General features: G+C 68.6%; 19 protein-coding genes and 1 pseudogene. 11 read left to right on the top strand and 9 right to left on the bottom strand.

Annotated elements, in window-relative coordinates:
* Nucleotides 1-90: 90 nt before the first annotated feature.
* Genes ACWIHT_RS07815 through ACWIHT_RS07805 form a run of 3 tightly spaced genes read left to right on the top strand, consistent with a single transcriptional unit; the run spans nt 91 to nt 3,233 of the window.
* Entirely contained in the window at nt 91-1,071 is a 981-nt protein-coding gene (locus ACWIHT_RS07815; RefSeq protein WP_456165512.1) for an ABC transporter permease, read from the top strand.
* A 49-nt stretch (nt 1,072-1,120) separates the two neighbouring features.
* Complete coding sequence (locus ACWIHT_RS07810) at nt 1,121-2,161, top strand: ABC transporter ATP-binding protein (protein WP_456165510.1); 1,041 nt, start codon at nt 1,121-1,123, stop codon at nt 2,159-2,161.
* A 25-nt stretch (nt 2,162-2,186) separates the two neighbouring features.
* Nucleotides 2,187-3,233, top strand: coding sequence for an ABC transporter ATP-binding protein (locus tag ACWIHT_RS07805; RefSeq protein ID WP_456165508.1), 1,047 nt, complete (start codon nt 2,187-2,189; stop codon nt 3,231-3,233).
* A gap of 133 nt (nt 3,234-3,366) precedes the next feature.
* Here ACWIHT_RS07805 and ACWIHT_RS07800 read toward each other — a convergent pair whose 3' ends face one another.
* Nucleotides 3,367-3,753 (bottom strand): VOC family protein, encoded by a 387-nt coding sequence (locus tag ACWIHT_RS07800; protein WP_456165506.1) that lies wholly within the window; start codon nt 3,751-3,753, stop codon nt 3,367-3,369.
* An 89-nt stretch (nt 3,754-3,842) separates the two neighbouring features.
* Here ACWIHT_RS07800 and ACWIHT_RS07795 point away from each other — a divergent pair, with 89 nt between their 5' ends.
* Nucleotides 3,843-4,091: a class I SAM-dependent methyltransferase gene (locus ACWIHT_RS07795; protein ID WP_456165504.1), complete on the top strand. Its 249-nt coding sequence runs from the start codon at nt 3,843-3,845 to the stop codon at nt 4,089-4,091.
* Entirely contained in the window at nt 4,092-4,583 is a 492-nt protein-coding gene (locus ACWIHT_RS07790) for a hypothetical protein (protein WP_456165502.1), read from the top strand.
* Nucleotides 4,584-4,680: 97 nt separating this feature from the next.
* On the opposite strand, the gene ACWIHT_RS07785 is transcribed toward ACWIHT_RS07790, so the two are convergent.
* From ACWIHT_RS07785 to typA, 6 genes are all read right to left on the bottom strand, one after another.
* Nucleotides 4,681-5,802, bottom strand: a complete 1,122-nt coding sequence (locus tag ACWIHT_RS07785) for an ABC transporter ATP-binding protein (RefSeq protein ID WP_456165500.1) — start codon at nt 5,800-5,802, stop codon at nt 4,681-4,683.
* A gap of 11 nt (nt 5,803-5,813) precedes the next feature.
* A complete protein-coding gene (locus ACWIHT_RS07780) occupies nt 5,814-6,875 on the bottom strand; it encodes an ABC transporter ATP-binding protein (RefSeq protein ID WP_456165498.1) in 1,062 nt (353 codons plus the stop codon).
* Nucleotides 6,876-6,883: 8 nt separating this feature from the next.
* Nucleotides 6,884-7,864 carry an ABC transporter permease gene (locus ACWIHT_RS07775; protein WP_456165496.1) on the bottom strand — a complete coding sequence of 327 codons (981 nt, stop codon included), beginning with the start codon at nt 7,862-7,864 and terminating at the stop codon, nt 6,884-6,886.
* A 93-nt stretch (nt 7,865-7,957) separates the two neighbouring features.
* A complete protein-coding gene (locus ACWIHT_RS07770; RefSeq protein ID WP_456165494.1) occupies nt 7,958-9,763 on the bottom strand; it encodes an ABC transporter substrate-binding protein in 1,806 nt (601 codons plus the stop codon).
* A gap of 125 nt (nt 9,764-9,888) precedes the next feature.
* Nucleotides 9,889-10,923, bottom strand: a complete 1,035-nt coding sequence (locus ACWIHT_RS07765; protein ID WP_456165492.1) for an ABC transporter permease — start codon at nt 10,921-10,923, stop codon at nt 9,889-9,891.
* An 836-nt stretch (nt 10,924-11,759) separates the two neighbouring features.
* The gene (typA, locus tag ACWIHT_RS07760) at nt 11,760-13,667 is read right to left on the bottom strand and encodes a translational GTPase TypA (RefSeq protein ID WP_456165490.1); all 1,908 of its coding nucleotides are present in this window, start codon (nt 13,665-13,667) and stop codon (nt 11,760-11,762) included.
* Between the two features lie 335 nt (nt 13,668-14,002).
* Here typA and ACWIHT_RS07755 point away from each other — a divergent pair, with 335 nt between their 5' ends.
* Nucleotides 14,003-14,587 carry a hypothetical protein gene (locus ACWIHT_RS07755; RefSeq protein ID WP_456165488.1) on the top strand — a complete coding sequence of 195 codons (585 nt, stop codon included), beginning with the start codon at nt 14,003-14,005 and terminating at the stop codon, nt 14,585-14,587.
* A gap of 88 nt (nt 14,588-14,675) precedes the next feature.
* On the opposite strand, the gene ACWIHT_RS07750 is transcribed toward ACWIHT_RS07755, so the two are convergent.
* Nucleotides 14,676-16,901 carry an ABC transporter family substrate-binding protein gene (locus tag ACWIHT_RS07750; protein ID WP_456165486.1) on the bottom strand — a complete coding sequence of 742 codons (2,226 nt, stop codon included), beginning with the start codon at nt 16,899-16,901 and terminating at the stop codon, nt 14,676-14,678.
* A gap of 292 nt (nt 16,902-17,193) precedes the next feature.
* On the opposite strand from ACWIHT_RS07750, the gene ACWIHT_RS07745 reads away from it, so the two are divergent.
* Genes ACWIHT_RS07745 through ACWIHT_RS07730 form a run of 4 tightly spaced genes read left to right on the top strand, consistent with a single transcriptional unit; the run spans nt 17,194 to nt 21,034 of the window.
* Nucleotides 17,194-17,484, top strand: a complete 291-nt coding sequence (locus tag ACWIHT_RS07745) for a hypothetical protein (RefSeq protein ID WP_456165484.1) — start codon at nt 17,194-17,196, stop codon at nt 17,482-17,484.
* A gap of 18 nt (nt 17,485-17,502) precedes the next feature.
* Complete coding sequence (locus tag ACWIHT_RS07740; RefSeq protein ID WP_456165482.1) at nt 17,503-18,324, top strand: hypothetical protein; 822 nt, start codon at nt 17,503-17,505, stop codon at nt 18,322-18,324.
* Nucleotides 18,324-20,267 (top strand): fumarate reductase/succinate dehydrogenase flavoprotein subunit, encoded by a 1,944-nt coding sequence (locus ACWIHT_RS07735; protein ID WP_456165480.1) that lies wholly within the window; start codon nt 18,324-18,326, stop codon nt 20,265-20,267. Before ACWIHT_RS07740 ends, ACWIHT_RS07735 begins: the two co-directional genes overlap by 1 nt.
* Nucleotides 20,264-21,034: a succinate dehydrogenase/fumarate reductase iron-sulfur subunit gene (locus ACWIHT_RS07730; RefSeq protein WP_456165478.1), complete on the top strand. Its 771-nt coding sequence runs from the start codon at nt 20,264-20,266 to the stop codon at nt 21,032-21,034. The genes ACWIHT_RS07735 and ACWIHT_RS07730 overlap by 4 nt, the downstream gene beginning before the upstream one ends.
* Before the next feature lie 37 nt (nt 21,035-21,071).
* Here the strand turns inward: ACWIHT_RS07730 and ACWIHT_RS07725 are convergent.
* Nucleotides 21,072-22,064: pseudogene (locus ACWIHT_RS07725) on the bottom strand (hypothetical protein); the annotation flags it as partial.
* Between the two features lie 957 nt (nt 22,065-23,021).
* On the opposite strand from ACWIHT_RS07725, the gene ACWIHT_RS07720 reads away from it, so the two are divergent.
* Entirely contained in the window at nt 23,022-24,599 is a 1,578-nt protein-coding gene (locus ACWIHT_RS07720) for a hypothetical protein (protein ID WP_456165476.1), read from the top strand.
* Nucleotides 24,600-24,634: the final 35 nt, after the last annotated feature.

Genomic DNA, 24,634 nt, shown 5'->3' with positions numbered 1-24,634 from the left:
ACCAGGGGGCGGCTCCACCGGGCCGCCCCCCACCGGCTCCACACCCCTCACGCCCCGGCAACGGCGCCTCGTCCGGAAAGTCCTGACCCCATGTTCCGCTTCCTTGTCCGCCGTACGATCGGCGCGCTGGTCATTCTGCTGATCGTCAGCGCCATCACGTTCTGGCTCTTCTACGCCGTCCCGCGTGACCCGGCCATGATGTCCTGCGGCAAGAACTGCACGCCGGCCTCGCTGGCGCAGATCCGGCACAACCTGGGCATCGACCATCCGATACCGGTCCAGTACTGGTACTGGCTCAAGGGCATCTTCGTCGGACGGGACTACAGCGGCTTCGGGCACTGCAACGCGCCTTGCCTCGGCTACTCCTTCGCCAACAACGAGCCCGTCTTCGGCACGATCATGGACCGGCTGCCGCTGACCCTCTCGCTCGCCTTCGGCTCGGCCGTCATCTTCCTGATCTTCGGCGTCGGCACCGGCATGATCGCGGCGCTCAAGCAGGGCAAGTTCCTGGACAAGCTGGCGACCTCGGCCTCGCTGCTCGGCTCCTCGCTCCAGATCTACTTCGTCGGCTACATCGCGCTGTACTTCCTGACCTTCAAGCTGGGCATCCTCGACCAGCCCTCGTACACGCCGCTGACCGACAACCCGATCCAGTGGTTCTCGGGCCTGCTGCTGCCATGGATCGTGCTGTCGATCATCTTCACCGCCAACTACACCCGCATGGCGCGCTCCCAGCTGGTCGAGCAGCTCAGCGAGGACTACGTCCGCACCGCCCGCGCCAAGGGCCTCTCGCGTGCCAACGTGTTCCTGCGCTTCGCCTGGCGCGGCGCGATGGGTCCGATCGTCACCGTGTTCGGCATCGACCTGGGCACGCTGATCGGCGGCGCGATCATCACCGAGCAGGTCTTCAGCCTCCAGGGCGTCGGCCGCCTCTCGATCACCTCCGTCCTCCAGAGCGACCTGCCCATGCTGCTCGGCGTCACGGTGCTGTCCGCAGCCGCGATCGTGTTCTTCAACATCTTCGTCGACGCCGCCTACGCCTTCATCGACCCGCGGATCCGGCTCGCCTGACCTCCGCCCGTACCCCCTACCCCCCGCATCACCCCCCAGGAGCGTCCCCGTGACGAGCACCGATCAGCAGCCCTTCCTCTCCGTCAGGGATCTGAAAGTCCATTTCTCCACCGAGGACGGCGTCGTCAAGGCCGTCGACGGGCTGTCCTTCGACGTCGCCAAGGGCAAGACGCTCGGCATCGTCGGTGAGTCGGGCTCCGGCAAGTCCGTCACCAACCTGACGATCCTGGGTCTCCACGACCGCGACCGTACGGCGATCGAGGGCGAGATCCTGCTCGACGACAAGGAGCTGCTCACCGCCTCCGAGCGGGAGCTGGAGCGGCTGCGCGGCAACAAGATGGCCATGATCTTCCAGGACGCGCTGGCCTCGCTGTCGCCGTACCACACGGTCGGCAAGCAGATCGCGGAGACGTACCGCAAGCACACCGGTGCCTCCCGGAAGGAGAGCCGGGCGCGCGCGATCGAGATGCTGAAGCGGGTCGGGATCCCCCAGCCCGAGGTCCGGGTGGACGACTACCCGCACCTCTTCTCCGGCGGTATGCGCCAGCGCGCGATGATCGCCATGGCGCTGGTCTGCGACCCGGAGCTGCTGATCGCCGACGAGCCGACGACCGCCCTCGACGTGACGGTCCAGGCCCAGATCATGGACCTGCTGAAGGACCTCCAGCAGGAGTTCGGCACCGCCATCGTGTTCATCACGCACGACCTCGGTGTCATCGCCGACATCGCGGACGACGTCCTGGTGATGTACGGCGGCCGGTGTGTGGAGCGCGGCACCAAGAAGGAGGTGCTGACGGACCCGCAGCACCCCTACACGCTCGGTCTGCTCAGCTCCATGCCGACCCTCGAAGGACCGGTCGACGTACCGCTGATGCCGATCCCGGGCTCGCCGCCCTCGCTGCTCAACCCGCCGTCCGGCTGCCGCTTCCACCCGCGGTGCGCCTTCGCCGAGAAGGTCCCGGGCGGACGCTGCTCCAGCGAACGGCCCGTGCTGGAGGTGGTCGACGGCCGGGGCTCCGCCTGCCACCTCACCACCGAGCAGCGCCAGGAGCTCTTCGCCGACCTCACCGCCGTAGCCCAGCACAACTGACGTACTAGAAACGGGACTTCCCATCATGAGCGACACAACCCCCCTCCTGGACGTCAGCGGGCTGACCAAACACTTCCCGATCAAGGGCGGCTTCCCGATCCGCCGTACGGTCGGTGCCGTGCAGGCCGTCGACGGGCTCGACTTCCAGGTCGGCGAGGGCGAGAGCCTGGGCCTGGTCGGCGAGTCCGGCTGCGGCAAGTCGACCACGGGCCGGCTGATCACCCGGCTCCTGGAGCCGACCGCCGGCAACATCACCTACCGCGGCCAGGACATCACCCACGCGGGCCGCAAGCAGTTGGCGCCGATCCGCTCCGAGATCCAGATGATCTTCCAGGACCCGTACGCCTCCCTCAACCCCCGCCAGACGGTCGGCAAGATCGTGTCCGGCCCGATGGAGATCAACAACATCACCCCGCCCGGCGGCCGTGAGGCCCGGGTCCGGGAGCTGTTGGAGATCGTCGGCCTCAACCCCGAGCACTACAACCGCTTCCCGCACGAGTTCTCCGGCGGCCAGCGCCAACGCATCGGTGTCGCCCGCGCGTTGGCCCTCGAACCGAAGCTGATCGTCGCGGACGAACCGGTCTCCGCGCTGGACGTCTCCATCCAGGCACAGGTCGTCAACCTGCTCCAGAAGGTGCAGAGGGAACTCGGCATCGCGTTCGTGTTCATCGCCCACGACCTGGCGATCGTCCGGCACTTCTCACAGCGGGTCGCGGTAATGTACCTCGGCAAGATCGTGGAGATCGCCGACCGCGACGACCTGTACGGCAACCCGCGCCACCCCTACACGCGGGCCCTGTTGTCCGCCGTGCCCGAGGCCACGGTGGACGAGACGCCCGCCCGGGAGCGCATCCGGCTGGTCGGTGACGTGCCGTCGCCGATCAACCCGCCGACCGGCTGCCGTTTCCGCACCCGTTGCTGGAAGGCGACGGAGAAGTGCGCGACGGAGGCTCCTCCGCTGGTGCAGGTCGAGGGCAACAAGCCCGGCCACCTGACCGCGTGCCACTACCCCGAGACGGCGGACACAGTTCCGGCACCCCGTCTCGCCAAGGACCCCGAGGCGGCGGCCTGACACACCCCTTTAGTCAGCCGCCCCCTTCAGGAACGGACTTTCACCGGCCCATTGACCCGAGCCCATGAACGTCCGGTTCCAGGGGACGAAGGCCCGCGCCCACCCAGGCGCGGGCCTTCGCCATACCCGGGGCTCAGCCCAACTCGCCCCGCTCCACACAGAATTCATTGCCCTCGGGATCGGCGAGAACGACCCAGCCGCCGCCGTCCGGGCGCGTATGGTCGGCGACCTTCGTGGCACCGAGTCCCAGCGCCCGCTCGACCTCCTGCGCACGGGTCCGTCCATGCGGCTGGAGGTCCAGGTGGACCCGGTTCTTCGCCGCCTTAGCCTCCGGTACGCGCACAAAGAGCAGCGTCGGCCCGCCCTCGGGGTCCACGATCACCGCCTCCGGATCCCCGGGCTTGTCGTCGTCGGCCAACGGCCGCCCCAGCAACTCGCCCCAGAACAGGCCGAGTTCATAGGGATCGCCGGTGCAGTCGAAGGTGAGGGTACGGATGCTGGGGTTCAGGACATTTGTCATCGCGCCGAGCTTCCCGGAGGGCGGCACCGTTGTCGACCGGTTAAAGGCACTGCGCCCTTACGGCCCCTCCCATGTGACAAGCTGCCGCAGTGGTCGATCGTTCGTTCACGGATCCTTCGCTCGTCGCGCTGTACGACACCCTCAATCCTTGGGGGCCCGGCGACGACTTCTACCTCGAACTCGTGATGTCCGTCGGTGCCGTGCTCGACATCGGGTGCGGCACGGGGCGCCTGCTCGGGCGGGCCCGGCGGGATGGGCACCGGGGGCGGCTCGTGGGGCTCGATCCCGCCGCCGCGATGCTCGCGCGGGCGCGAGCCCATGAACCCGGGGTCGAGTGAGTGCTCGGGGATCTGCGGTCGCGGCAGTGGGACGGTTGGTTCGAACTCGCCGTGATGACCGGGCACGCCTTCCAAGTGCTGGTCGCCGACGAGGAGTTGCGCCTAGCGCTGGCCGCCGTACGCGCCGCGCTCGCTCCCGGCGGGCGGTTCGTGTTCGAGACGCGGAATCCGGCGGCCCGGGCCTGGGAGACATGGACACCGGACCGGGTGCGGGAGATCCCCGACGGGGACGGCGGGGTCGTACGGGTATGGCACGAGGCCGAGTTCGTGGCGGCGGGCGGGGAACGGGTGACGTTCACCGAGACCTTCGACGGCGCGCACTGGCAACGGCCACAGGTCGACCGAACCACCCTGCGCTTCCTCGGCGTTGACGCCCTAGACCGCTTCCTCCACGAGGCCGGATTCGTCGTCGTCGAACGGTACGCCGGGCCGTCTCGGCGGCCGACCGCCGGTGGGGTGGCTCCAGGGTGTGGGCGTCAGACTAACCACTGACATCCGCCATGACTGGTTAGAAAAGACCCCACACTCTACGGACCCCCCACCGGCCCGCGACGCAGTACAGGCAACGGGCGGCCCAACGGCCGCTTGCCTACTCCTCCGACGACTCCTCCAGCGCCGCCAGCGCCGGGTCCAGCACGATGTCCTCGTCCCGGGCCTCGATCGTGGGCTCTTCCGGGAAGTGGCAGGCCGTCAGGTGGGAGGCGCGGTTGCCCTCGATCTGGATCAGTGGCGGTTCCTCGGCCGCGCACTTGTCCTGCGCTTTCCAGCAACGCGTGCGGAAGCGGCAGCCGGTCGGCGGGTTGATCGGGGAGGGGACGTCACCGGCGAGGCGGATGCGTTCACGGCCCACCGTGTCGTCGTCGCCGAGGTTCACCTCGGGTACGGCGGACAGCAGGGCGTGGGTGTAGGGGTGCCGGGGGCGGGTGTAGATGGAGTCGCGGTCGCCGACCTCGATGATCTTGCCGAGGTACATCACCGCGACCCGGTGCGAGAAGTGCCGTACGACCGCGAGGTCGTGGGCGATGAAGAGGAAGGCGATGCCCAGTTCCTTCTGGACCTCCTGGAGGAGGTTCACCACCTGTGCCTGGATGGAGACGTCCAGGGCCGAGACCGGTTCGTCCGCGACGATCAGCTTCGGTTCGAGGGCCAACGCGCGGGCGACACCGATGCGTTGGCGCTGGCCGCCGGAGAACTCGTGCGGGAAGCGGTTGTAGTGCTCGGGGTTGAGGCCGACGATCTCCAGGAGTTCACGGACCCGGGCCTCGCGGCCGCCGGGCGGGGTGATGTTGTTGATCTCCATCGGGCCCGAGATGATCTTGCCGACCGTCTGCCGGGGGTTGAGGGAGGAGTACGGATCCTGGAAGATCATCTGGATCTCGGACCGGATCGGCGCCAGCTGTTTTCGGCTGGCGTGGCTGATGTCCTGGCCGCGGTACGAGATTTTGCCCTGGGTCGGCTCCAGCAGGCGGGTGATCAGCCGGCCCGTGGTCGACTTGCCGCAGCCCGACTCGCCGACCAGGCCGAAGCTCTCGCCCACATGCACGGTCAGGTCGAGGCCGTCGACGGCCTGGACGGCGCCGACCGTGCGGCGGATCGGGAAGCCGCCCTTGATCGGGAAGTGTTTGGTCAGGCCCTCCACCACCAGCAACGGGTCGCCGGAGGCTTCCGGTGCCGCGTCGCGCGGGGCGGGCAGGACGAGGTCCTCTGTCATGACGTCTCCTCCTAGCCCAGTCGGGGCTTGATCTCTTCGATGAAGATGGTCCGCTTCTGGTCCGCCGTGAGGTGGCATGCCGAGGCGCGGTCAGGGGCGAGCAGCGGGCGTTCGTTCACGCAGCGGGCGCCGCCGACCCGGTCCTGGAAGGTGCAGCGGGGGTGGAAGCGGCAGCCCGAGGGCGGGGTCAGGAGGGACGGCGGGGTGCCGGGGATGGGCGCCAGGGGCTCGCTCAGGTCTGAGTCCAGCCGCGGCATGGAGTTCAACAGGCCCCAGGTGTAGGGGTGTTGGGGCGAGCGGAGCACCTCGTTCGTGGTGCCGTACTCCACCGCGCCGCCCGCGTACATCACCATGATGTCGTCGGCCATGTCGGCGATGACGCCGAGGTCGTGCGTGATGAAGACGATCCCCGAGCCGAACTCCTGTTGCAGGTCCTTCAGCAGGTCGAGGATCTGGGCCTGGACGGTGACGTCGAGGGCGGTCGTGGGTTCGTCGGCGATCAGCAGGTCGGGGTCGCAGACCAGGGCCATGGCGATCATCGCGCGCTGGCGCATACCGCCGGAGAACTGGTGGGGGTAGTCCTTCGCCCGTTCCTTCGGGTTGGGGATGCCGACCTTGCCGAGCATCTCCACAGCGCGGTCCCACGCGGTCCGTTTGGAGGCGCCCATGTGTTTCATGTACGGCTCGGCGATCTGGCGGCCCACCGTGTAGTACGGGGAGAGCGCGGTGAGCGGGTCCTGGAAGATCATGGCGGCCTTGTTGCCGCGGATCTTCTCCAGGTCGGACTCGCGGGCGGTGGTCAACTCCTGGCCGTCCAGGAGGATTTCGCCCTCGACGGTGGTGAACATCGGGTTGTGCAGGCCGAGGATCGTCAGGTTGGTGACGGACTTGCCGGAGCCCGACTCCCCCACGATGCCGAGGGTCTTGCCGCGTGCGACGTCGAAGGAGAGGCCGTCGACGGCGCGCACGATGCCGTCCTCGGTCTTGAAGCTGACGTAGAGGTCCCGCACCGAGAGAAGGGCACCCGCGTCGGCCGGCGAGGGAGCGCCGGCTTCCTTGGTCAATGTGGTCACGAGTGCTCCTAGGCCAGCCGCACGCGCGGGTCGATGAAGGCGTAGCAGGCGTCGACGATGATGTTGAAGAGGAGGATCATGGTGGCGGAGAAGATCATCACGCCCAGCAGCAGCGGCAGATCGCTGAAGAAGACGGCCTGTACGGCGAGTTGGCCGAGGCCCGGCAGGCTGAAGGTGTACTCGGTGATGATGGCGCCGCCGAGCAGCGCGCCCAGGTCGATGCCGAAGATGGTGACGATGGGGATCAGCGAGCCGCGCCAGGCGTAGCGGAAGAAGACGTATCTGCGGGACATCCCCTTCGCCTTGGCCGTACGGACGTGTTCCTCCTGGAGCTGTTCGATCATCGCGGAGCGCGCCATACGCGTGTACTGCGCGGCGAAGATCGTGGACAGCACCACCCAGGGGATGATCAGCCCCGTGAACCAGGTGATCGGGTTCGCGGTGAAGTCGTTGTACGCCGGCTTGTCGAAGATGTGGGTCTGGTAGACGAGCAGCGCCAGTGCCAGTGGTCCCAGGAAGTAGATCTGCATCGAGCTGAGCACCATCGCCCCGGCCGTGGCCGTCTTGTCGATGAGCGTGCCACGCTTCCAGGCGGCGAGCAGTCCGGTACCGAGGCCGATGAGCAGGAAGAAGAACGCGCCACCGAGGGTGAGCGAGACGGTGGTGGGCAGCCGGTCGATCAGCGTGGCCCAGACCTGGTCGTTGGTGTGGTACGAGTACCCGAAGCACGGGGCGGGGCACGGGCCTTGGGCGAAGCCGTTGCTGCCCACGACGAGGTTCTTGAGGAAGATCCAGTACTGCGTGGTGATCGGCTTGTCGAGCCCGAGCACATGGTGGATGTTCGCGAGGCTCGTCGGATTGCAGGTCTTGCCGCACATCAGCAGCCCTGGATCACGTGGCATCCCGAAGAACAACACGAACGTGACGATGCTCAGCAGGAACAGGATGACGACGGCGCCGAGGAACCGGCGGACGAGGAAGCGCAGCATGACAGGGGCAGCTCTCTGACGTCGGCGGGCCGCCCGGCACCCGGTGCGTCGCCGCGGAGGCGACGGGAGCACCGGGTGCCGGACGGACGGCGGTTACTTGACGAACAGGCGACGCGGGTCGACGCCGCCGATGACGTCGTCGTAGACGAGGCCGCCGACCTTGGAGCCGGCGATCTGGGTCTGCTTGTAGTACGCGGTCGGGACGAAGGCGACGACGTCCTTCACGAGGTACTCGTCGATCTTCTCCCAGGCCGCCGCGGCCTTGACCGGGTCGGTGATCTTGTTCGCCGCGTCGATGTCGGCGTTCACCTTGGGGTCGTTGACCTGCGGGTAGTTCTGCGCACCGTCGGCGATGACGCGTCCGTCGTAGAGCGGCGGGATGACGGTCGAGGCGGACGGCCAGTCGGCACCCCACGCGCTGTGGAAGATGTCGTAGTTGTTGTTGAGCTTGCTGACCTGGTCGTAGTAGGTCTCGGCCGGGATCTCCTGGCGCTGGACGTCGAAGCCGGCCTTCTTCAGGCCCGCCGCCATGGCGGTGGAGTACTGCTGGCCCTCGGGGGTGTTGATGTAGCCGAAGGTCAGCTTCATGTTGAGCTTGCCGGCCTTCTTCAGCAGCGCCTTGGCCTTGGCCGGGTCACCTGCGGGGTTCTTCTTCTTGCCCCAGGGGTCGAACGCGGCGTTGTAGCCGGAGACGGTCGGGCTGATCGTGCCGCCCGCGGTCTCCATGGCGTCGGTGCCGCCGTAGGCACGGAGGAACGGCGTGACCGGCAGCGCGTAGGCGATGGCCTCGCGGACCGTCTTGTCCTTCAGGGCCGTGTGGCTCAGGTTGATGTTCATCTGGCCCACGTACGGCTGGTAGCCGGAGATCGTGCGGGACTTCAGCTTCGGGTCCTTGAGCACGCTGGACAGGTTGCCCGCGTCGACCTGGTTGTTGAAGCTGAGGCCGGTCTGGTCGGCACCGCTGTCGGCGAGGAGCGCCTTCGTCGAGGTCTCGTACTGCTGGTTGAACGTGAAGTTGAACTGGTCCACGTACTGGTTGCGGATCGGGTCCGTCTTCGGGTCCCAGTTGGTGTTCTTCACGAGCACCATCGACTTGCCGGACTTGAACGACTGGATCTTGTACGGGCCGCTCGTGACCGGTGCCTTGTCGTACTTGACCTGGGTGTCACCCTTGGCGGACACGACGGCGTAGCCCGCCATGGCGAGGGCGTACGGCAGGTCGGCGTGCGGGGACTTGAAGTGGAAGATGACGGTCTTGGCGTCCGGGGTCTCCAGGACCGTGCTCGGCAGGTGCTTGCCCTTGTACGGGCCGTCCGGCAGCAGCTTGCGGTAGTCGACGCCGGAGGTGTCGGCCATCCACTGCTGGATGTAGGTCGGGCCCTGGTTGATGTAGGTCGCGAAGAGCCGCTCGAAGGTCTGGCGGAAGTCCGTGGACGTGATCGGCGTGCCGTCCGCGAACTTTATGCCGTCCTTGAGCGTGTACTTCCAGGTCTTGCCGCCGTCCGAGGGGGTACCGGAGTCGGTGGCGAGGTCGCCGACGACCTCGTGCGTCTTGCCGTTGTCGCTCGCCTTGTAGCCCGTCAGGCCCCGGTGGATCAGGGTCGCCAGGGAGCCCTCGTCGGAGACGTAGATCTGGGCCGGGTCGAGGTGGGCGTAGCTGTCACGCTGGAGAACCTCCATCGTGCCGCCCGCCTTGGCGCCGGGTACGGCCGCGGCCGGTCCGGTGGAGTCGGCGGCGTTGCCGAACTTGATCGACTTCTGCTGTCTTGCCGCGTTCTCCTTGTCCTGCTTGTTGTTGTCGCTCGCGTCGCTGCCGCCCTTGCTGCAACCGGTGAGCACAAGAGCCCCGGCCGCGAGCACGGAGAGCGCGGCGTATACGTGGCGTCCGCCCCTACTCATCACTCAGTTTCCACCCATCTGTGTGTCACCAGTGCACAAAGGAATTCCCGTGCTGGATCGCCGTGCTGGATTGCTGTGCTGTGTTGCCGTGCGGTATCCGGGCGCGGACGCCCACCAACGGACGGTCAGCGTGCCGTCTTGGGATCGAAGGCGTCCCTGACCGAGTCCCCGAGCAGGTTGAAGGCCACGATGAAGATGATCATCGAGACACCCGGGAAGAACATGTAGGTGATGTCGTTCGACATCACGAGTTCGGTGGACGCCTTGGAGAACATCTGTCCCCAGTCCGGCGTCGGTTCGACGATGCCCACGCCCAGGTAGGACAGTCCGGCCTCGGCGGTCACGAAGCCCGGAAGCATGTACGTGGACTGTACGAGGATCGGCGTGACCACGTTCGGCAGGATCTCTTTGCTGATGATCCGCCAGGGCGAGGCGCCGCTGACCCTGGCCGCCTCGATGAACTCCCGTTCGCGCAGCGCCAGACTGGTGCCGCGCAGGATCCGGGCGAGGCTCATCCAGCCCAGGAACCACTGCACCGCGATGAGGGCCACGACCCGGACGTAGGTCGGTGTCTCGTCGGTCGGGCTCACGAAGAGGGAGACCATGACCGGCATGCTGGCGATGAAGAAGAGCTGGGCGGGGAAGGCGAGGAGGAAGTCGATGACCCGGCTGATGAAGTAGTCGGGCTTTCCGCCGAGATAGCCGGCCGCGACACCGAGCAGGATGCCGGTGAGCACGGTCGCGACCGTCACGCAGACGGAGATCATCAGCGAGGTGCGGATGCCGTAGATCAGCTTGGTGAACACGTCGTAGCCGTTGCCCGGTTCGAGGCCGAACCAGAACTGGCTGCTGATCCCGCCGTTGGGTTGCAGTGGCACACCCGCGCTGTCGAAGAGCTCGGGGCGTTCGTCCGCGTACACGGTGTACGGGTCCTTGCCGTACAGCTTCGAGATCAGCGGAGCGAGGAGTCCGACGAGGAAGAAGAAGCCCACCACGTAGGCGGAGACGACGCCGGTGCGGTCGCGCTTGAAGCGGACCCACATCAGCTGGCCGGGCGACCGGCCCTCCAGCTTCTTGGCCTCGGGTTCGGTCTTCGGCCCTGGTTCGCCGTCGACGACGACCGAGGTTCCGCCGCCCTCAATGTCGATAGGACTTGTCACTGTTGGCCCATTTCACAGGTGTGGGTGTGCCGAGCGGGCGATCCGCGCGGGGTGTGCGCGATCGCCGGTCGGTTCCAGGAGAGAGGTTCGAAACGTGCCGGGCGGCGGGAGATCCCGCAGCCGGACGCGCGTAGTTGGGCGGCTGCACTAAGCGGCCGGCCGACTCCTCAGAGCCAATCTCCGCATGGGCGGCCGAAGTTGCTACTGACGGACGGCGTGTCCCACCTGGCGTTCGTGACACCACGCATGGGGCTCCTCCTCATGACTCCACGTGTTCACCAACAGGAGGGGGTCGACGCCTTTCCCCCGTCACCCCTGACGGAGGGTCAGACACCCCCTGGTGCTCGCGAGTCGGCGCCGTCCCCACGGCGCGATGACCCATTGACCCGAGCGTTACGCGGCTAACTATCTGCCATGCGCCAGGTGCCGACCACTGTCTTTAAATCTCAATTCAGTCACAGCTGACGCTCACATCTTCCAAAATCCGGACAAAGGGTTTGGCGAAAGATGCCTGCGAAACGGACTTGTTACACAACTTTCGGACACGGCTCTCCGCATTGCGGACGAACGGAGGGGAAAATCGCTTGCCCCCGGCGGCCGGAGGGTCAACCTCCATGTCACAGGCCGGAAGAGCGTCGGACGGCCGGAACGCCGGTCCGCATTCGGACGACTTTACCGAGACACAACCATGGGCACAGGCCCCGGGGTCTCCATGGCGAAATCATAGGGAAAACCCTGTAGCCCGTCGCGCACTTGTCCCGGGCGCGCGGAACGAACTGAGCCCGGACACCCCCAAGAAGGGGGCGCCCGGGCTCAGTTGGGGCCGTAGCGGTGCGTCAGCCGTGCTTGGCGCGGCTCGCGGAGCGACCGCGCTCCTTCTGGTCGAGGACGACCTTGCGGATACGGACGGACTCCGGGGTCACCTCGACGCACTCGTCGTCGCGGCAGAACTCCAGGGACTGCTCCAGGGAGAGCTTGCGCGGGGGCACGATCGCCTCGAACGAGTCGGCGGCGGCCGAGCGCATGTTGGTGAGCTTCTTCTCCTTGGTGATGTTCACGTCCATGTCGTCGGCGCGCGAGTTCTCGCCGACGATCATGCCCTCGTACACCTCGGTGCCGGGGTCGGTGAACAGCACACCGCGCTCCTGGAGGTTCGTCATCGCGAACGCGGTGACGGCACCGGCGCGGTCGGCGACCAGCGAGCCGTTGTTACGGGTCGTCAGCACACCGAACCACGGCTCGTGGCCCTCGTGGATGGAGTGGGCGATGCCCGTGCCGCGCGTCCCGGTGAGGAACTCGGTACGGAAGCCGATGAGACCGCGGGACGGGACGACGAACTCCAGGCGGACCCAGCCGGAGCCGTGGTTGGACATGTTGTCCATCCGGCCCTTGCGGACGCCCATGAGCTGCGTGACCGCGCCCATGTGCTCCTCGGGCACGTCGATCGTCATGCGCTCGACCGGCTCGTGCACCTTGCCGTCGATGATCTGCGTGACGACCTGCGGCTTGCCGATGGTCAGCTCGAAGCCCTCACGGCGCATCTGCTCGACCAGGATGGCCAGCGCCAGCTCACCGCGGCCCTGCACCTCCCAGGCGTCGGGACGCTCGGTGTCGAGGACGCGCAGCGAGACGTTACCGATCAGCTCGCGGTCCAGGCGGTCCTTGACCTGACGGGCCGTCACCTTGCGGTCCTTGACGGCCGCCTTCGCGGTGGCGCCCTTGCCGGTGCCGCCGCGGCCGACCAGCGGCGAGGTGTTCGTACCGATGGTCATGGAGATCGCCGGCTCGTCGACCGTGATGAGCGGCAGCGCGATCGGGTTCTCCGGGTCGGCCAGGGTCTCGCCGATCATGATGTCCGGGATACCGGCCACGGCGCAGATGTCACCGGGGCCCGCCATCTCGGCCGGTTTGCGGGTGAGCGCCTCGGTCATCAGCAGCTCGGTGATGCGCACGTTGGACATCGTGCCGTCGCGCTTGATCCACGTGACGGTCTGGCCCTTGCGCAGCTCGCCCTGCTCGACGCGGAGCAGCGCGATACGGCCGAGGAAGTTGTCCGCGTCCAGGTTGGTGACGTGCGCCTGGAGCGGGGCCGCCTCGTCGAACTCGGGGGCCGGGACGTGGGACAGGATCGTGGAGAAGAAGGGCTCCAGGCTGTCGCTGTCCTGCGGGACCGTGCCGTTCTCCGGCTTGGTCAGCGAGGCGACACCGTCACGCGCGCACGCGTAGACGATGGGGAACTCGATCTGCTCCTCGTCGGCGTCCAGGTCCAGGAAGAGGTCGTAGGTCTCGTTGACGACCTCGTCGATCCGGGAGTCGGGGCGGTCCGTCTTGTTGATGCAGAGGATGACGGGCAGGCGCTGCTGGAGCGCCTTGCGCAGCACGAAGCGGGTCTGCGGCAGCGGGCCCTCGGAGGCGTCGACGAGCAGCACCACCGCGTCCACCATCGAGAGACCGCGCTCGACCTCGCCACCGAAGTCGGCGTGGCCCGGGGTGTCGATGATGTTGATGGTGATGACGTCGCCGCCATCCTTGGGGTGGTACTTCACGGCCGTGTTCTTGGCCAGGATCGTGATGCCCTTCTCACGCTCCAGATCGTTCGAGTCCATCATGCGGTCGTCGAGCGATTCGGCGGCGTGCGCGGCGAAGGCACCGGCCTGCTTCAGCATGGCGTCGACGAGGGTCGTCTTCCCGTGGTCGACGTGGGCGACGATTGCGACGTTGCGGATGTCGTGGCGCGTGGCCATATTGCGGCGTACTCCCGGAGAGTGAGGAAGGCCTGCGCGTACGTCTGCGTTACGCGGACCCTGCCGGGCTGGACACGCCACGGCCTTACCCCATCGTACGTGGCGTACGGGGAAGGGGCCTCCGCAGGGCTGCCGCGGGGCTGTCGCAGGGCCTCCGCAGGGCTTTCGCAGGGCTGTCGCGGTCGGTCCCTTCGACCTCAATTCTCCCTCAATTCACTTGGATCCCACTGATCGCGCCGATGTAATTTGACGTGGCCCTGCCGATGGCGGGGCAATGCCGTGGCACGACCGTCCAGCGGGACGGCCATGCCAATTTCGGAAACGGGGAAACAATCATGGGGAACAGGCTTCTGTCTCTCGCGGCGGTCACCGGGCTCGCGACCGCTTCGGTCGTGCTCGGACCGGTCTCGGCCGCCAGCGCGCGGCCCATCATCTGCGAACCGGGACACAAGGCCGCCACCTGGACGAGTCTCAGCAACGCCTGGGTGATCACCCACGCCAAGCAGATCAACATCGCCCAGGACAGCACGGGGACGTACACCAAGACGGCGACGTACCGCAGGACGGTCACCTCCGGACGCGAGGTGACCGCCGGTGCCAGCTACTCGGCGAGCTGGGTGATCTCCAGCATGGACGCCCACATCTCGGGGACTCTCACCAAGTCGGGGCAGAAGACCAGCGAGTCGAGCGAATCGGTCAGGTTCAACTTCAACAAGCCGGGGACCTACGTCGTCTTCAGCGGGGTCAAGAAGGCGTCCGGCTGGTACGACGCCAAGACCTGCAACAACGGTGGAACGGGCTTCATCAACAAGGGTTCCGGCAAGGGGCACAGCTGGAACATCCAGACCGAGGGCGGCGTCAAGTGCACCGAGCGCCCGGCGTCGGGAACCGCCAAGCTGGCGGCGAAGGCCTACTGCTGATCTGAGACCGCGAACGTGGCCGGACCTCGGCGGAGGTCCGGCCACGTTCGCGTTGTACGACTCCCGTGCCGCCGAGCGCGCGAGACCGCTATCGGCCCGACGGGCTCGCCGAGGGGTGGGCCCCCTTCTTCAGGAAGCCCATGTCCTCGTAGACCGGGGTCTGGAAGCCGAAGGAGCCCGCGTTGACGACGGTCCTGCGGGCGGCGGTGAGCTGGGGGCGCTGGTAGAGGGGGATCGAGCCGGCCGCCGCCCAGATACGGGCGTCGGCCTTGCGGACCAGGGCGGCGGACTCGTCCTCGTCGAGGGTCGAGGCGGCCTGGTCGAAGAGCTGGTCGACCTGGTCGGTGCCGACGCGGGTGTAGTTCTGCTCGACGTTCAGGGAACCGTCCGCGGCCGGGACCGGCTTGGCGAAGATCGGGCGGGCGTCGGTGGCGGGGTAGGCGGACGCGGGCCAGGAGTAGAGCGCGAGGTCGTACTGGCCGGACGCGATGTGGTCCTTGAAGTAGCTGTCGTCGGAGACCTTGGTGATCTCCGTGCGGATGCCGACCTTCTCCAGCATGCGGGAAATGCTGTCGGCGACCGCGCTCAGCGACTCCGAGCCGGTCCCGGAGGGGAGCACGAAGCGCAGGGTGAGCGGCTTGCCGTCCTTGGCGAGCGTGCCCGTCCTCGCACCGGCCGGGGCGGCCGTGCCCTTCGGGGCGTACGCGCCGGGCGCCCCGCCCTGCCTCACCTTGCGGCCGTCGTACTGCTTGCCGTCGGCGAGGTGCTTGGACCCCTCGTCGCCGTGTCCGGAAGCCTTGTCGTGCTTCTTGGTGTGGTCCTGCGGGTCCTTGTTGTCCTCACCGACGATGTACTGCCCGTCGGAGCCGCCCTCCGACGCGTCGTCGGACTTCTTGCCCTTCTTCCCCTCGGCGCCGGCCGCCTTCTCCCCCTTCTCCTTGACCGGTCCGCCCGCCACCCAGCCGGCGTCGGTGAGCAGCGCCTGCGCCTCCGCGGTGTCGTGGTCGCCGAGCGCGCCGCTGTTGTCGGCGTACGCGGCCTGTCCGGCGAGCGCGAGATGGCTGCCGACCGGCACGGCGGGCAGGCCGAGCGGGGTGAGGACGACCTTGGCGAGCGCCTCGCGGTCGAGCGCGCGGGCCACGGCGCGCCGGACGCGTTCGTCGGCGAGGGGGCCCTCTGAGCCGTTGAGGGCGAGCTGCGTGTAGGCGGGCTCGAAGGAGCGGCGGACGGTGAAGGCCCTCAACTCGTCCTGCTGGCGCAGGTACTTGGCGAGCGCCTTGCGCTCCTTCTTGCTGAGCTTCTTCTCCTTGGGGCTCTCGCCCTTGTTCTCGCCCTTGTTCTCGCCCTTGTTCTCGTCCTTGCTCTCGTCCTTGCTCTCCGTGTCGCCCGTGGCGCTCGCGCTCGCGCCCTGGAGCGGGGTGCCGGTGCCCTTGGCGCGGCTCGCGAGCGCGATCCGGCTCGCGTCGACGGGGTCGATCGTGGCGAGGTCGACGGTGCCGTCGGCGAGCGCGGCGGCCCGCTTGTCCAGCGGTACGGCGGTCAGCACGAGCTGGGAGAGCTTCGCGGGCCTGCCCCACCAGTGCGGGTTGCGGGCGAGGACGATCTCCTTGTCCTTGCGGTCGACCTTCTGCACCCCGAAGGCCCCGGCGGTGACCTTCAGCTTGCGGCGCGCCCCGTCGTTGAAGGCGTCCGGGGTGCCCATCACGTCCTTGGGGTACAGCGGCGAGAACAGTGACTTCCAGTCGGCGTACGGCCTGCTGAAAGTGACCTTGACCTCAAGGTTGTTGGCGCCGCGCTCGATCTTCTCGATGCGGTCGTAACCGGCGTTGCGCGCGGTCCAGTACGCGGAGTCCTTGCCGGACAGGGCGCGCCACTGGGCGGCGAAGTCGGCGGCGCCGATCTCGCGGCCGTCGCTCCACACGGCCTGCTGGTCGAGCTTGTAGAGGACGACCTGCTTGGGCGAGGTGTCGACGACCTTCGCGGACTCCAGGTAGTCGGCGTCGCGCTGCGGGCGGCCCTGCGCGTCGAGCCGGAACATGGCGGGCAGGACGGCCTGGGCGACGCGGGTGGTGGCGTCGTCGGCGTCCGACTGGAAGGCGTTGAGGGTCTCGGGCACGTCGTCGACGGCCCAGCGCAGGGTGCCGCCGTCGGCGACCAGGTCACGCGCTACCGGCGCGATGTCCTGTCCGGCCAGCGGCTTGCCCGACTCGTCGTCGGAGCCGCACCCCGCGAGGGTGGGCACCGCGAGCGCGCCCGCGGTGAGGAAGGCGACCGAGCGCATGACCGCGCGCAGTCTGACGCCGTCGTGGGACATCACTGCTACCTCCGGTAAGCCGCGGGCTTCTGATCGCTTTTGGTGGTATATGGAGCTGATCAGATCTATGCGGCCACTGAAGAGGAAACGGTTCGGCCCTGTGGGGCGACACGGCGAGGGGCGCCGGGAAGCCCACCCGTGCGGCGCAATGTTCGAATCTGCCCCCGTACACACCAACGCACCCCGGCCAATCCGTGCACACCGCTTCCCACCGGCCGGTGTGACGCGCAACACTCGCAGGCGCATGAACGTTGCCGTCCAGGGCCGAGGCCCACGGAAGCGAGGTCACGTCATGTCCGTGCACGACGAACTGACATCAGTCCAGCGCTGTCTCGACGACCTGTTCAGGTCGGTCGGACGGCTGGAGAACCAATTCGGCAGCGGCGGCCTGGAGATGCGCAGGGTCAAGGCCGACGCCGACCGGCTGCGCGAGAGCGTCGCACTGCTGCGCGACGCCGCACCAGGGATCGAGCGCCCCCGGCGCCCCGATCTCGTCCCCATCTCCGACACCCCCTACGACAACACCCTGTGGACGGATACGGACGACGAAGGACTCGGCGCCCATCACCGCCACGCACCCTGAACCGACCGGAGTCCTGAGTTGGCCACTGGTACGGAACCCCATCCGAACAGCGGCGGCGTACGCACCGGTACGCGCGCCGCCATCGACGCCCCGCATCTGCGGACCGACCGCTGGTGGCTGGCCCCGGCCGTCACCGCCGCCGGACTGCTCGCCTTCGTCGTCTACTCGACCTGGCGGGCCTTCGCGGACTCGAACTACTACTCGGCGCCCTATGTGTCGCCGTTCTACTCGCCCTGTCTGGCCGAGCGGTGCAGAACCATGCACGCGGGCCCGAACGCCGATCTCTTCGGGAGCTGGTGGGGCATCTCGCCCGCCATCATCATCCTGATCTTCCCGCTCGGCTTCCGCCTGACCTGCTACTACTACCGCAAGGCCTATTACCGCGGCTTCTGGGCCTCTCCCCCGGCCTGCGCGGTGGCCGAGCCGCACAAGAAGTACTCCGGCGAGACCCGCTTCCCGCTGATCCTCCAGAACGTCCACCGGTACTTCTTCTACGCGGCCCTCCTGGTGGCGGGCACGCTCACCTACGACACCGTGCTGACCTTCCGCGACGAGCACTACCACTGGGGCCACATGGGCCTCGGCACCCTCGTCTTCGTGGCCAACATCGTGCTGATCTGGGCGTACACCCTCTCCTGCCACTCCTGCCGGCACATCGTCGGCGGCAAGCTCAAGCACTTCTCCAAGCATCCCGTGCGCTACAAGGCGTGGAAGTTCGTCGGGAAACTGAACAACCGTCATATGCAGCTGGCCTGGGCGTCGTTGATCAGCGTCGCGGCTGCCGACTTCTACGTGTACCTGGTCGCCTCCGGCGCTTTCAACGATCCGAGGTTCTTCTGATGTCCGTGGTCGAGCGACAGGAGTGGGACGTCGTCGTGGTCGGTGCCGGTGGCGCCGGCCTGCGGGCCGCCATCGAGGCGCGCGAACGCGGTGCCCGTACGGCGGTGATCTGCAAGTCGCTGTTCGGCAAGGCCCATACGGTGATGGCCGAGGGCGGCATCGCGGCGGCGATGGGCAACGTCAACTCCGGCGACAACTGGCAGGTCCACTTCCGCGACACCCTGCGCGGCGGCAAGTTCCTCAACCAGTGGCGCATGTCCGAGCTGCACGCGAAGGAAGCCCCGGACCGGGTATGGGAGTTGGAGACCTGGGGCGCCCTCTTCGACCGCACCCGGGACGGCCGGATCTCCCAGCGCAACTTCGGCGGCCACGAGTACCCGCGCCTCGCGCATGTCGGCGACCGTACGGGACTTGAGCTGATCCGCACGCTCCAGCAGAAGATCGTGTCCCTCCAGCAGGAGGACCACAAGGAGACCGGCGAGTACGAGTCGCGCCTGAAGGTCTATCAGGAGTGCACGGTCACAAGGGTGTTGAAGGACGGGAGCCGCGTCTCGGGGGTCTTCGCCTACGAGCGCGAGACGGGCCGCTTCCTCGTCCTGGAAGCGCCCTCCGTGGTGATCGCGACCGGCGGGATCGGCAAGTCCTTCAAGGTGACGTCCAACTCGTGGGAGTACACGGGCGACGGCCACGCGCTGGCGCTGCTGGCCGGAGCGCCGTTGCTGAACATGGAGTTCGTGCAGTTCCACCCGACGGGCATGGTCTGGCCGCCCTCCGTGAAGGGCATCCTCGTCACCGAGTCGGTGCGCGGCGACGGCGGGGTGCTGCGCAACTCCGAGAACAAGCGGTTCATGTTCGACTACATCCCCGACGTCTTCAAGGAGAAGTACGCCGAGTCGGAGGCCGAGGGCGACCGCTGGTACGAGGACCCGGACAACAACCGCCGTCCCCCCGAACTGCTCCCCCGCGACGAGGTCGCCCGCGCCATCAACTCCGAGGTGAAGGCGGGCCGCGGCTCACCGCACGGCGGGGTCTTCCTGGACGTGTCGACGCGTATGCCGGCGGAGGTGATCCGGCGCCGACTCCCGTCCATGTACCACCAGTTCAAGGAGCTGGCCGACGTCGACATCACGGCGGAGGCGATGGAGGTCGGCCCGACCTGTCACTACGTGATGGGCGGCATCGCGGTCGAGTCGGACACGGCGGCGGCACGCGGAGTGCCGGGGCTGTTCGCGGCCGGTGAGGTGGCCGGCGGCATGCACGGCTCCAACCGGCTGGGCGGCAACTCCCTGTCCGACCTGCTGGTGTTCGGCCGCAGGGCGGGCTGGCACGCGGCGGACCACGCGGCCGACCTGGCGGACAGCCGCCCGCTGATCGACGACACCGAGGTGGACCTGGCGGCGGCGGAGGCGCTACGCCCCTTCTCCGCCGAAGGACCGGAACCCGGCAAGGAGAACGGGCGCCCACCCGAGAACCCGTACACCCTCCACCAGGAACTCCAGCAGACCATGAACGACCTCGTCGGCATCATCCGCCGCGAGGGCGAGATGGAACAGGCGCTGGAGAAGCTGGCGGATCTTCGCGTACGGGCCCGCCGGGCGGGAGTCGAGGGCCACCGGCAGTTCAACCCGGGCTGGCATCTCGCGCTCGACCTCCGCAACATGCTGCTGGTCAGCGAGTGCGTGGCGCGGGCCGCGCTGGAGCGCACCGAGTCGCGCGGCGGACACACCCGCGAGGACCACCCCGGTATGAACCGCGACTGGCGCCGCATCAACCTGATCTGCCAACTCACCGATCCCACGGGCGGGTTGGGCGGCTCGGACCCGGTGGCCGCGCAGATCGCCCTGACCCGAGAGACGACCGACCCCATCCGCGCCGACCTGCTCGCCCTCTTCGAGAAGGAAGAGCTGGTCAAGTACCTCGCCGAAGAGGAGCTCTACGAGTGAGCAGCTACGAGGCCCGCTTCAAGGTGTGGCGGGGGGACGTCAAGGGCGGCGGCCTGGAGGACTTCAAGGTCGAGGTCAACGACGGCGAGGTGATCCTCGACATCATCCACCGCATCCAGGCCACCCAGGCCTCCGACCTCGCCGTGCGCTGGAACTGCAAGGCGGGCAAGTGTGGTTCGTGCTCGGCGGAGATCAACGGCCGCCCCCGGCTGATGTGCATGACCCGCATGTCGGTGTTCACGCGCGAGGAGACGATCACGGTCACCCCGCTGCGCGCCTTCCCGGTGGTACGGGATTTGGTGACGGACGTCGGCTTCAACTACCAGAAGGCCAGGGAGATTCCGTCGTTCGTGCCGCCGGAGGGGGTCGCGGCCGGCGAGTACCGGATGATGCAGGAGGACGTCGACCGCTCGCAGGAGTTCCGCAAGTGCATCGAGTGCTTCCTGTGCCAGGACACCTGCCATGTGGTCCGCGACCACGAGGAGAACAAACCGGCGTTCGCCGGCCCGCGCTTCCTGATGCGGGTCGCGGAGCTGGACATGCACCCGCTGGACGCGGCGGCCGAGAGCGGCCTCGACCGCAAGAAGACCGCCCAGGACGAACACGGCCTCGGCTACTGCAACATCACCAAGTGCTGCTCCGAGGTCTGCCCCGAGGGCATCCACATCACGGACAACGCGCTGATTCCCTTGAAGGAACGGGCAGTTGACCGCAAGTACGACCCGCTGGTGTGGCTGGGGTCGAAGATCGGGAGGCGTTCTTCGTAGGCTGCGCGGGGGCGGGCGACCGCCCGTCGAGGTGTGCTCAGCCCGCCCAGCCCTCCCGGTACGCCGTCCAGTCCGCCTCCGTCGCCGCGAAGTCCACGTACAGGGCGACGCCGAAGTTCGCACGGTCCGCGTCCGTACGGGACAGGCCGAGGCGTACGCCCCGGACGGCGGCGGGGACGGTCTCGGCGGCGCCCCGGTGGCCGAAGCGGTTCTCGTGAAAGAAGGGCAGGCCCATGAGGAGTTCGGTGGAGTCCGGGGTGACCTCCAGGGCGAGCGAGGTCTGCTGGGCGACGTAGCCGCCGTAGAGGCTCTGTAGGGGCTGCATGGTGTCGTACGACATGACGGCGATCTGGTCGACGCGGCGGGCGACCTGGCCGAAGTACGCCTGCGACCACCACTTGGGGTGGTTGGTGAGGGTGCCCCAGAAGGAGTGGAAGGCGGGGAGCGGGTCGATCTGGTGGGCGGCGACGGAGAGTTGGGCGTTCCGGGACTCGGTGACGTCGTGCAGCCGGTCGAGCAGGTCGAGGTAGTTGTCGTCGCCTGAGTGCAGGGGTTCCAGGTCGAAGTGGGCGCCTTCGAAGCCGGCGGCGAGGATCTGGCGGGTGGAGGCGACGATCGCGGTACGGGTCTCCGCGCGCTCCAGCCGCAGACCGTCCGGACTCTCGGTGGCGAGCTTGTCCCCCAGCCAGGCCTGGACCCGGACCCCGGGAAGCGCACGGTGGACCGACTCGATCAGCCAGGTAGCTCTTGGGTAGTCCGACTCGGGAAGGGTGCCGTCGTGCTCCAGGGGCCCCGAATGGACGTACAGGTCACGAATACCGGTCCCCTTCAGCCGACGGGCCAGCGCGGCGACATCCGCATCACTCTTCCGCCCGTCCACCCAGGCATGCCCCAGCCAGATCGCGTCCTGGTTCCTGGTGTAGGTGCCGTCTACGGGGTCACCCGTGTAGTTCACCCGGAGGGCGATCTCGGCGCCGAGGGTGGGGAGAAGCAGGAGGAGGACGAGGGCTAGGGCGGTACGGCGGGTCCGGCGGATCCACTTCCGGGGAGAACGGGGACGCTTGGCGCCCTTGGCGCCCTTGACGGGCGGGGCGGGCTCGGCGCCCTCGGCGGGAGCGGTAGGCCCGGCGGGAGCAGCGGCTTCGGCGGGCTCGGCGGGAGCAACGAGCTCGGCGGGAACGGCAACTCCGCCAGGCGCGGCAGGTTCGGCGGGAGCAGCAAGCTCAGCGGCTCCGGCAGGCGCGGCGGCTTCTGCAAGCGCGGCAGGCTCAGCGGGAGCGGCAAGCTCGGCGGATCCGGCAGGCGCGGCAGGTTCGGCGGGAGCAGCAAGCTCGGCGGCTCCGGCAAGCGCGGCAAGCTCAGCGGGAGCAGCAAGCTCGGCGGCTCCGACGGCTCCGGCGGCTCCGGCAAGCGCGGCAGGCGCGACGGACTCGGCGGGCGTGACGGGCTCGGCGCCCTCGGCGGGAGTGGCAGGAGCAGCAGGCCCGGCGGGAGCAGCGGCTTCGGCAGGCTCGGCGAGAGCGACGGGCTCGGCAGGTGCGACAGGTTCGGCAAGCTCGGCAGCTTCGGCAGGCGCGGCGGGCTCGGCGGGCTCGGCGGGCTCGGCGGGAGCAGCAAACTCAGCGGCTCCGGCGGGCGCGGCGGCTTCGGCGGCCTGCGCAGTTTCCGTGCCCCCGCCCGTGTCCGTCACCCCTGCCTGCACTCCGGTCGGCGCCCCTACCTGCGCCCCGGTCGGCGCCCCAGCCTGCGCCCCGGTCAGCGCTTCCTGCTCCCCTTCCCGCTCCCCCTTCCTCTCCCCCTCAAGACTCTCCTCCGTGTCTGCCCCCGCGCCCGTGCCCGCGTCCATGCCCTCCGTCGGTGTCATCCCCGTGTCTCCCCTCCCCGTAGCCATACACCTCCCACCTCACTCGCCCCCGGCGCTGTCCCCCGTCCCATCCTGGGCGCATCCCGGTCGCGCTCGCGTATTTCTGCTCATACGCTCCGAAATGTGACGTCATCCTTGATACGCGGCCGGCCGCGACGCGCGGCCTCTCACATATCCGTGCGGGTGGCGCATGCCGTGCTGGGTGGGGCGGCCGGGGTCGTGTGGCTGGTGTTGCCGGTGATGACGATCAACGCGGAGGTTCCGGTTGCGGCCACCCGGGCCGGGCCCACCGCCGCCCGGGCCGGGCAGGAGGCCCTTGCCGAGCCGGAGGCCGACGGGACGTCCGCCGCCGACCTCGTCCTGCCGCTCGTCGCGGTCGGCGGGGTGGGAATACTCGCGGGGTACGGGTATGTACGGCGTACCCGTAGGGCCCGTACCCGTACGACTCCCGGGGTAGCGACACCCCCCGTAGGACCACCCGTAGAACCGCCCGTGGTGTCGTCCCGGCCTCCCGTGACCCCACTCCCCCTGCTGGAGCGCCAGGCCGGTGCCGCGCTCGTCCAGGCCGACGACTGCGTCCGTACCAGCCGGAACGAACTCGCCTTCGCCGAGGCCCGGTTCGGGGCGGCGGCCGTAGAACCGTTCGCGCTCGCCCTGCGGGAGGCCGAGCAGGAGTTGTCCGCCGCGTTCGCGATACGTCTGCGCTACGGCCAAGGGTTCCCCGAGGAGGAGGCCGCCCGGCGGCACGCGCTCGCCGGCGTCGTCGGGCGGTGCGCCGAGGCCGGACGGCGACTGGACGCCGTGGCCCCGGGGTTCGACCAACTCCGGTCGCTGGAGCGGGAGATGAGCGGGGCGCTGGAGGTCGCGGAGGGCCGGTTCCGCGAACTCACCGGCCGTACAGGGGCCGTAGAGTCCGCACTCGCGGACCTCCACGCGCGCTACGCACCATCGGCCACCGCCCCCGTCACCGGATACGTCGAACAGGCCAAGGACCGGCTGGTGTTCGCCACGACTCATCTCAACCAGGCCCGCCAGGCCGCCGACTTGGAACGGATCGGGCAGGCGGTGCGGGAGCTGCGCGCCGCCGAGGGCGCCATCGGTCAGGCCGACACCCTGCTGACCGGCGTCGACCAGCTCGCCAACTCCCTGGCCGAAGCCGCCGACTTGCTCCCGGCCGCGCTCACCGGCGCGGAGGCGGAGCGGGCCAGGACGACCGGGCCGCCCCATGACATCGACGCCACCCTCGCGGCCGTACGGGAGGAAGTGACCGGCGACCGTCCGTACGACCCCCTCGCCGCGCTGCGGAGCGTCGTGCGGGCCGTGGCGTCGCTCGGCGGCGGGCAGGACGGCGTACTCGGCACCGCCGCGTGGCTCGTCGGCCGTGGTGACGTCCGCGCGGCGGACGGCTTCGTGGCAACGCATCGGGGCGCGATCGGCGACGGGGCCCGAACACTTCTGGCGGAAGCGCAACACTTTCTCGAAACCTCCCCCGCCGCGGCCCACCAACCCGCGCTGGAGGCCCGCGAGTCGGCCGAACAGGACGTCCGCCTCCACGGCAACCCGTACGACGGTCCCGCCGAACACACGGCCGGAGCGGTCCTCGGCGGAGTGCTGCTCGGCGAGAACCCGGACGGCGGCCCACCCCTCGCCTTCGGCGGACCGGACACCCGAAAGCGCGGCGGCAACGCCGACCCGACGTGAGCCGGCCGCCACCCCCGTCAGACCAGCCGTCACCC

The organism is Streptomyces sp. NPDC002276 (assembly GCF_053891435.1).
This window is presented reverse-complemented; position numbering and strand designations above follow the sequence as displayed.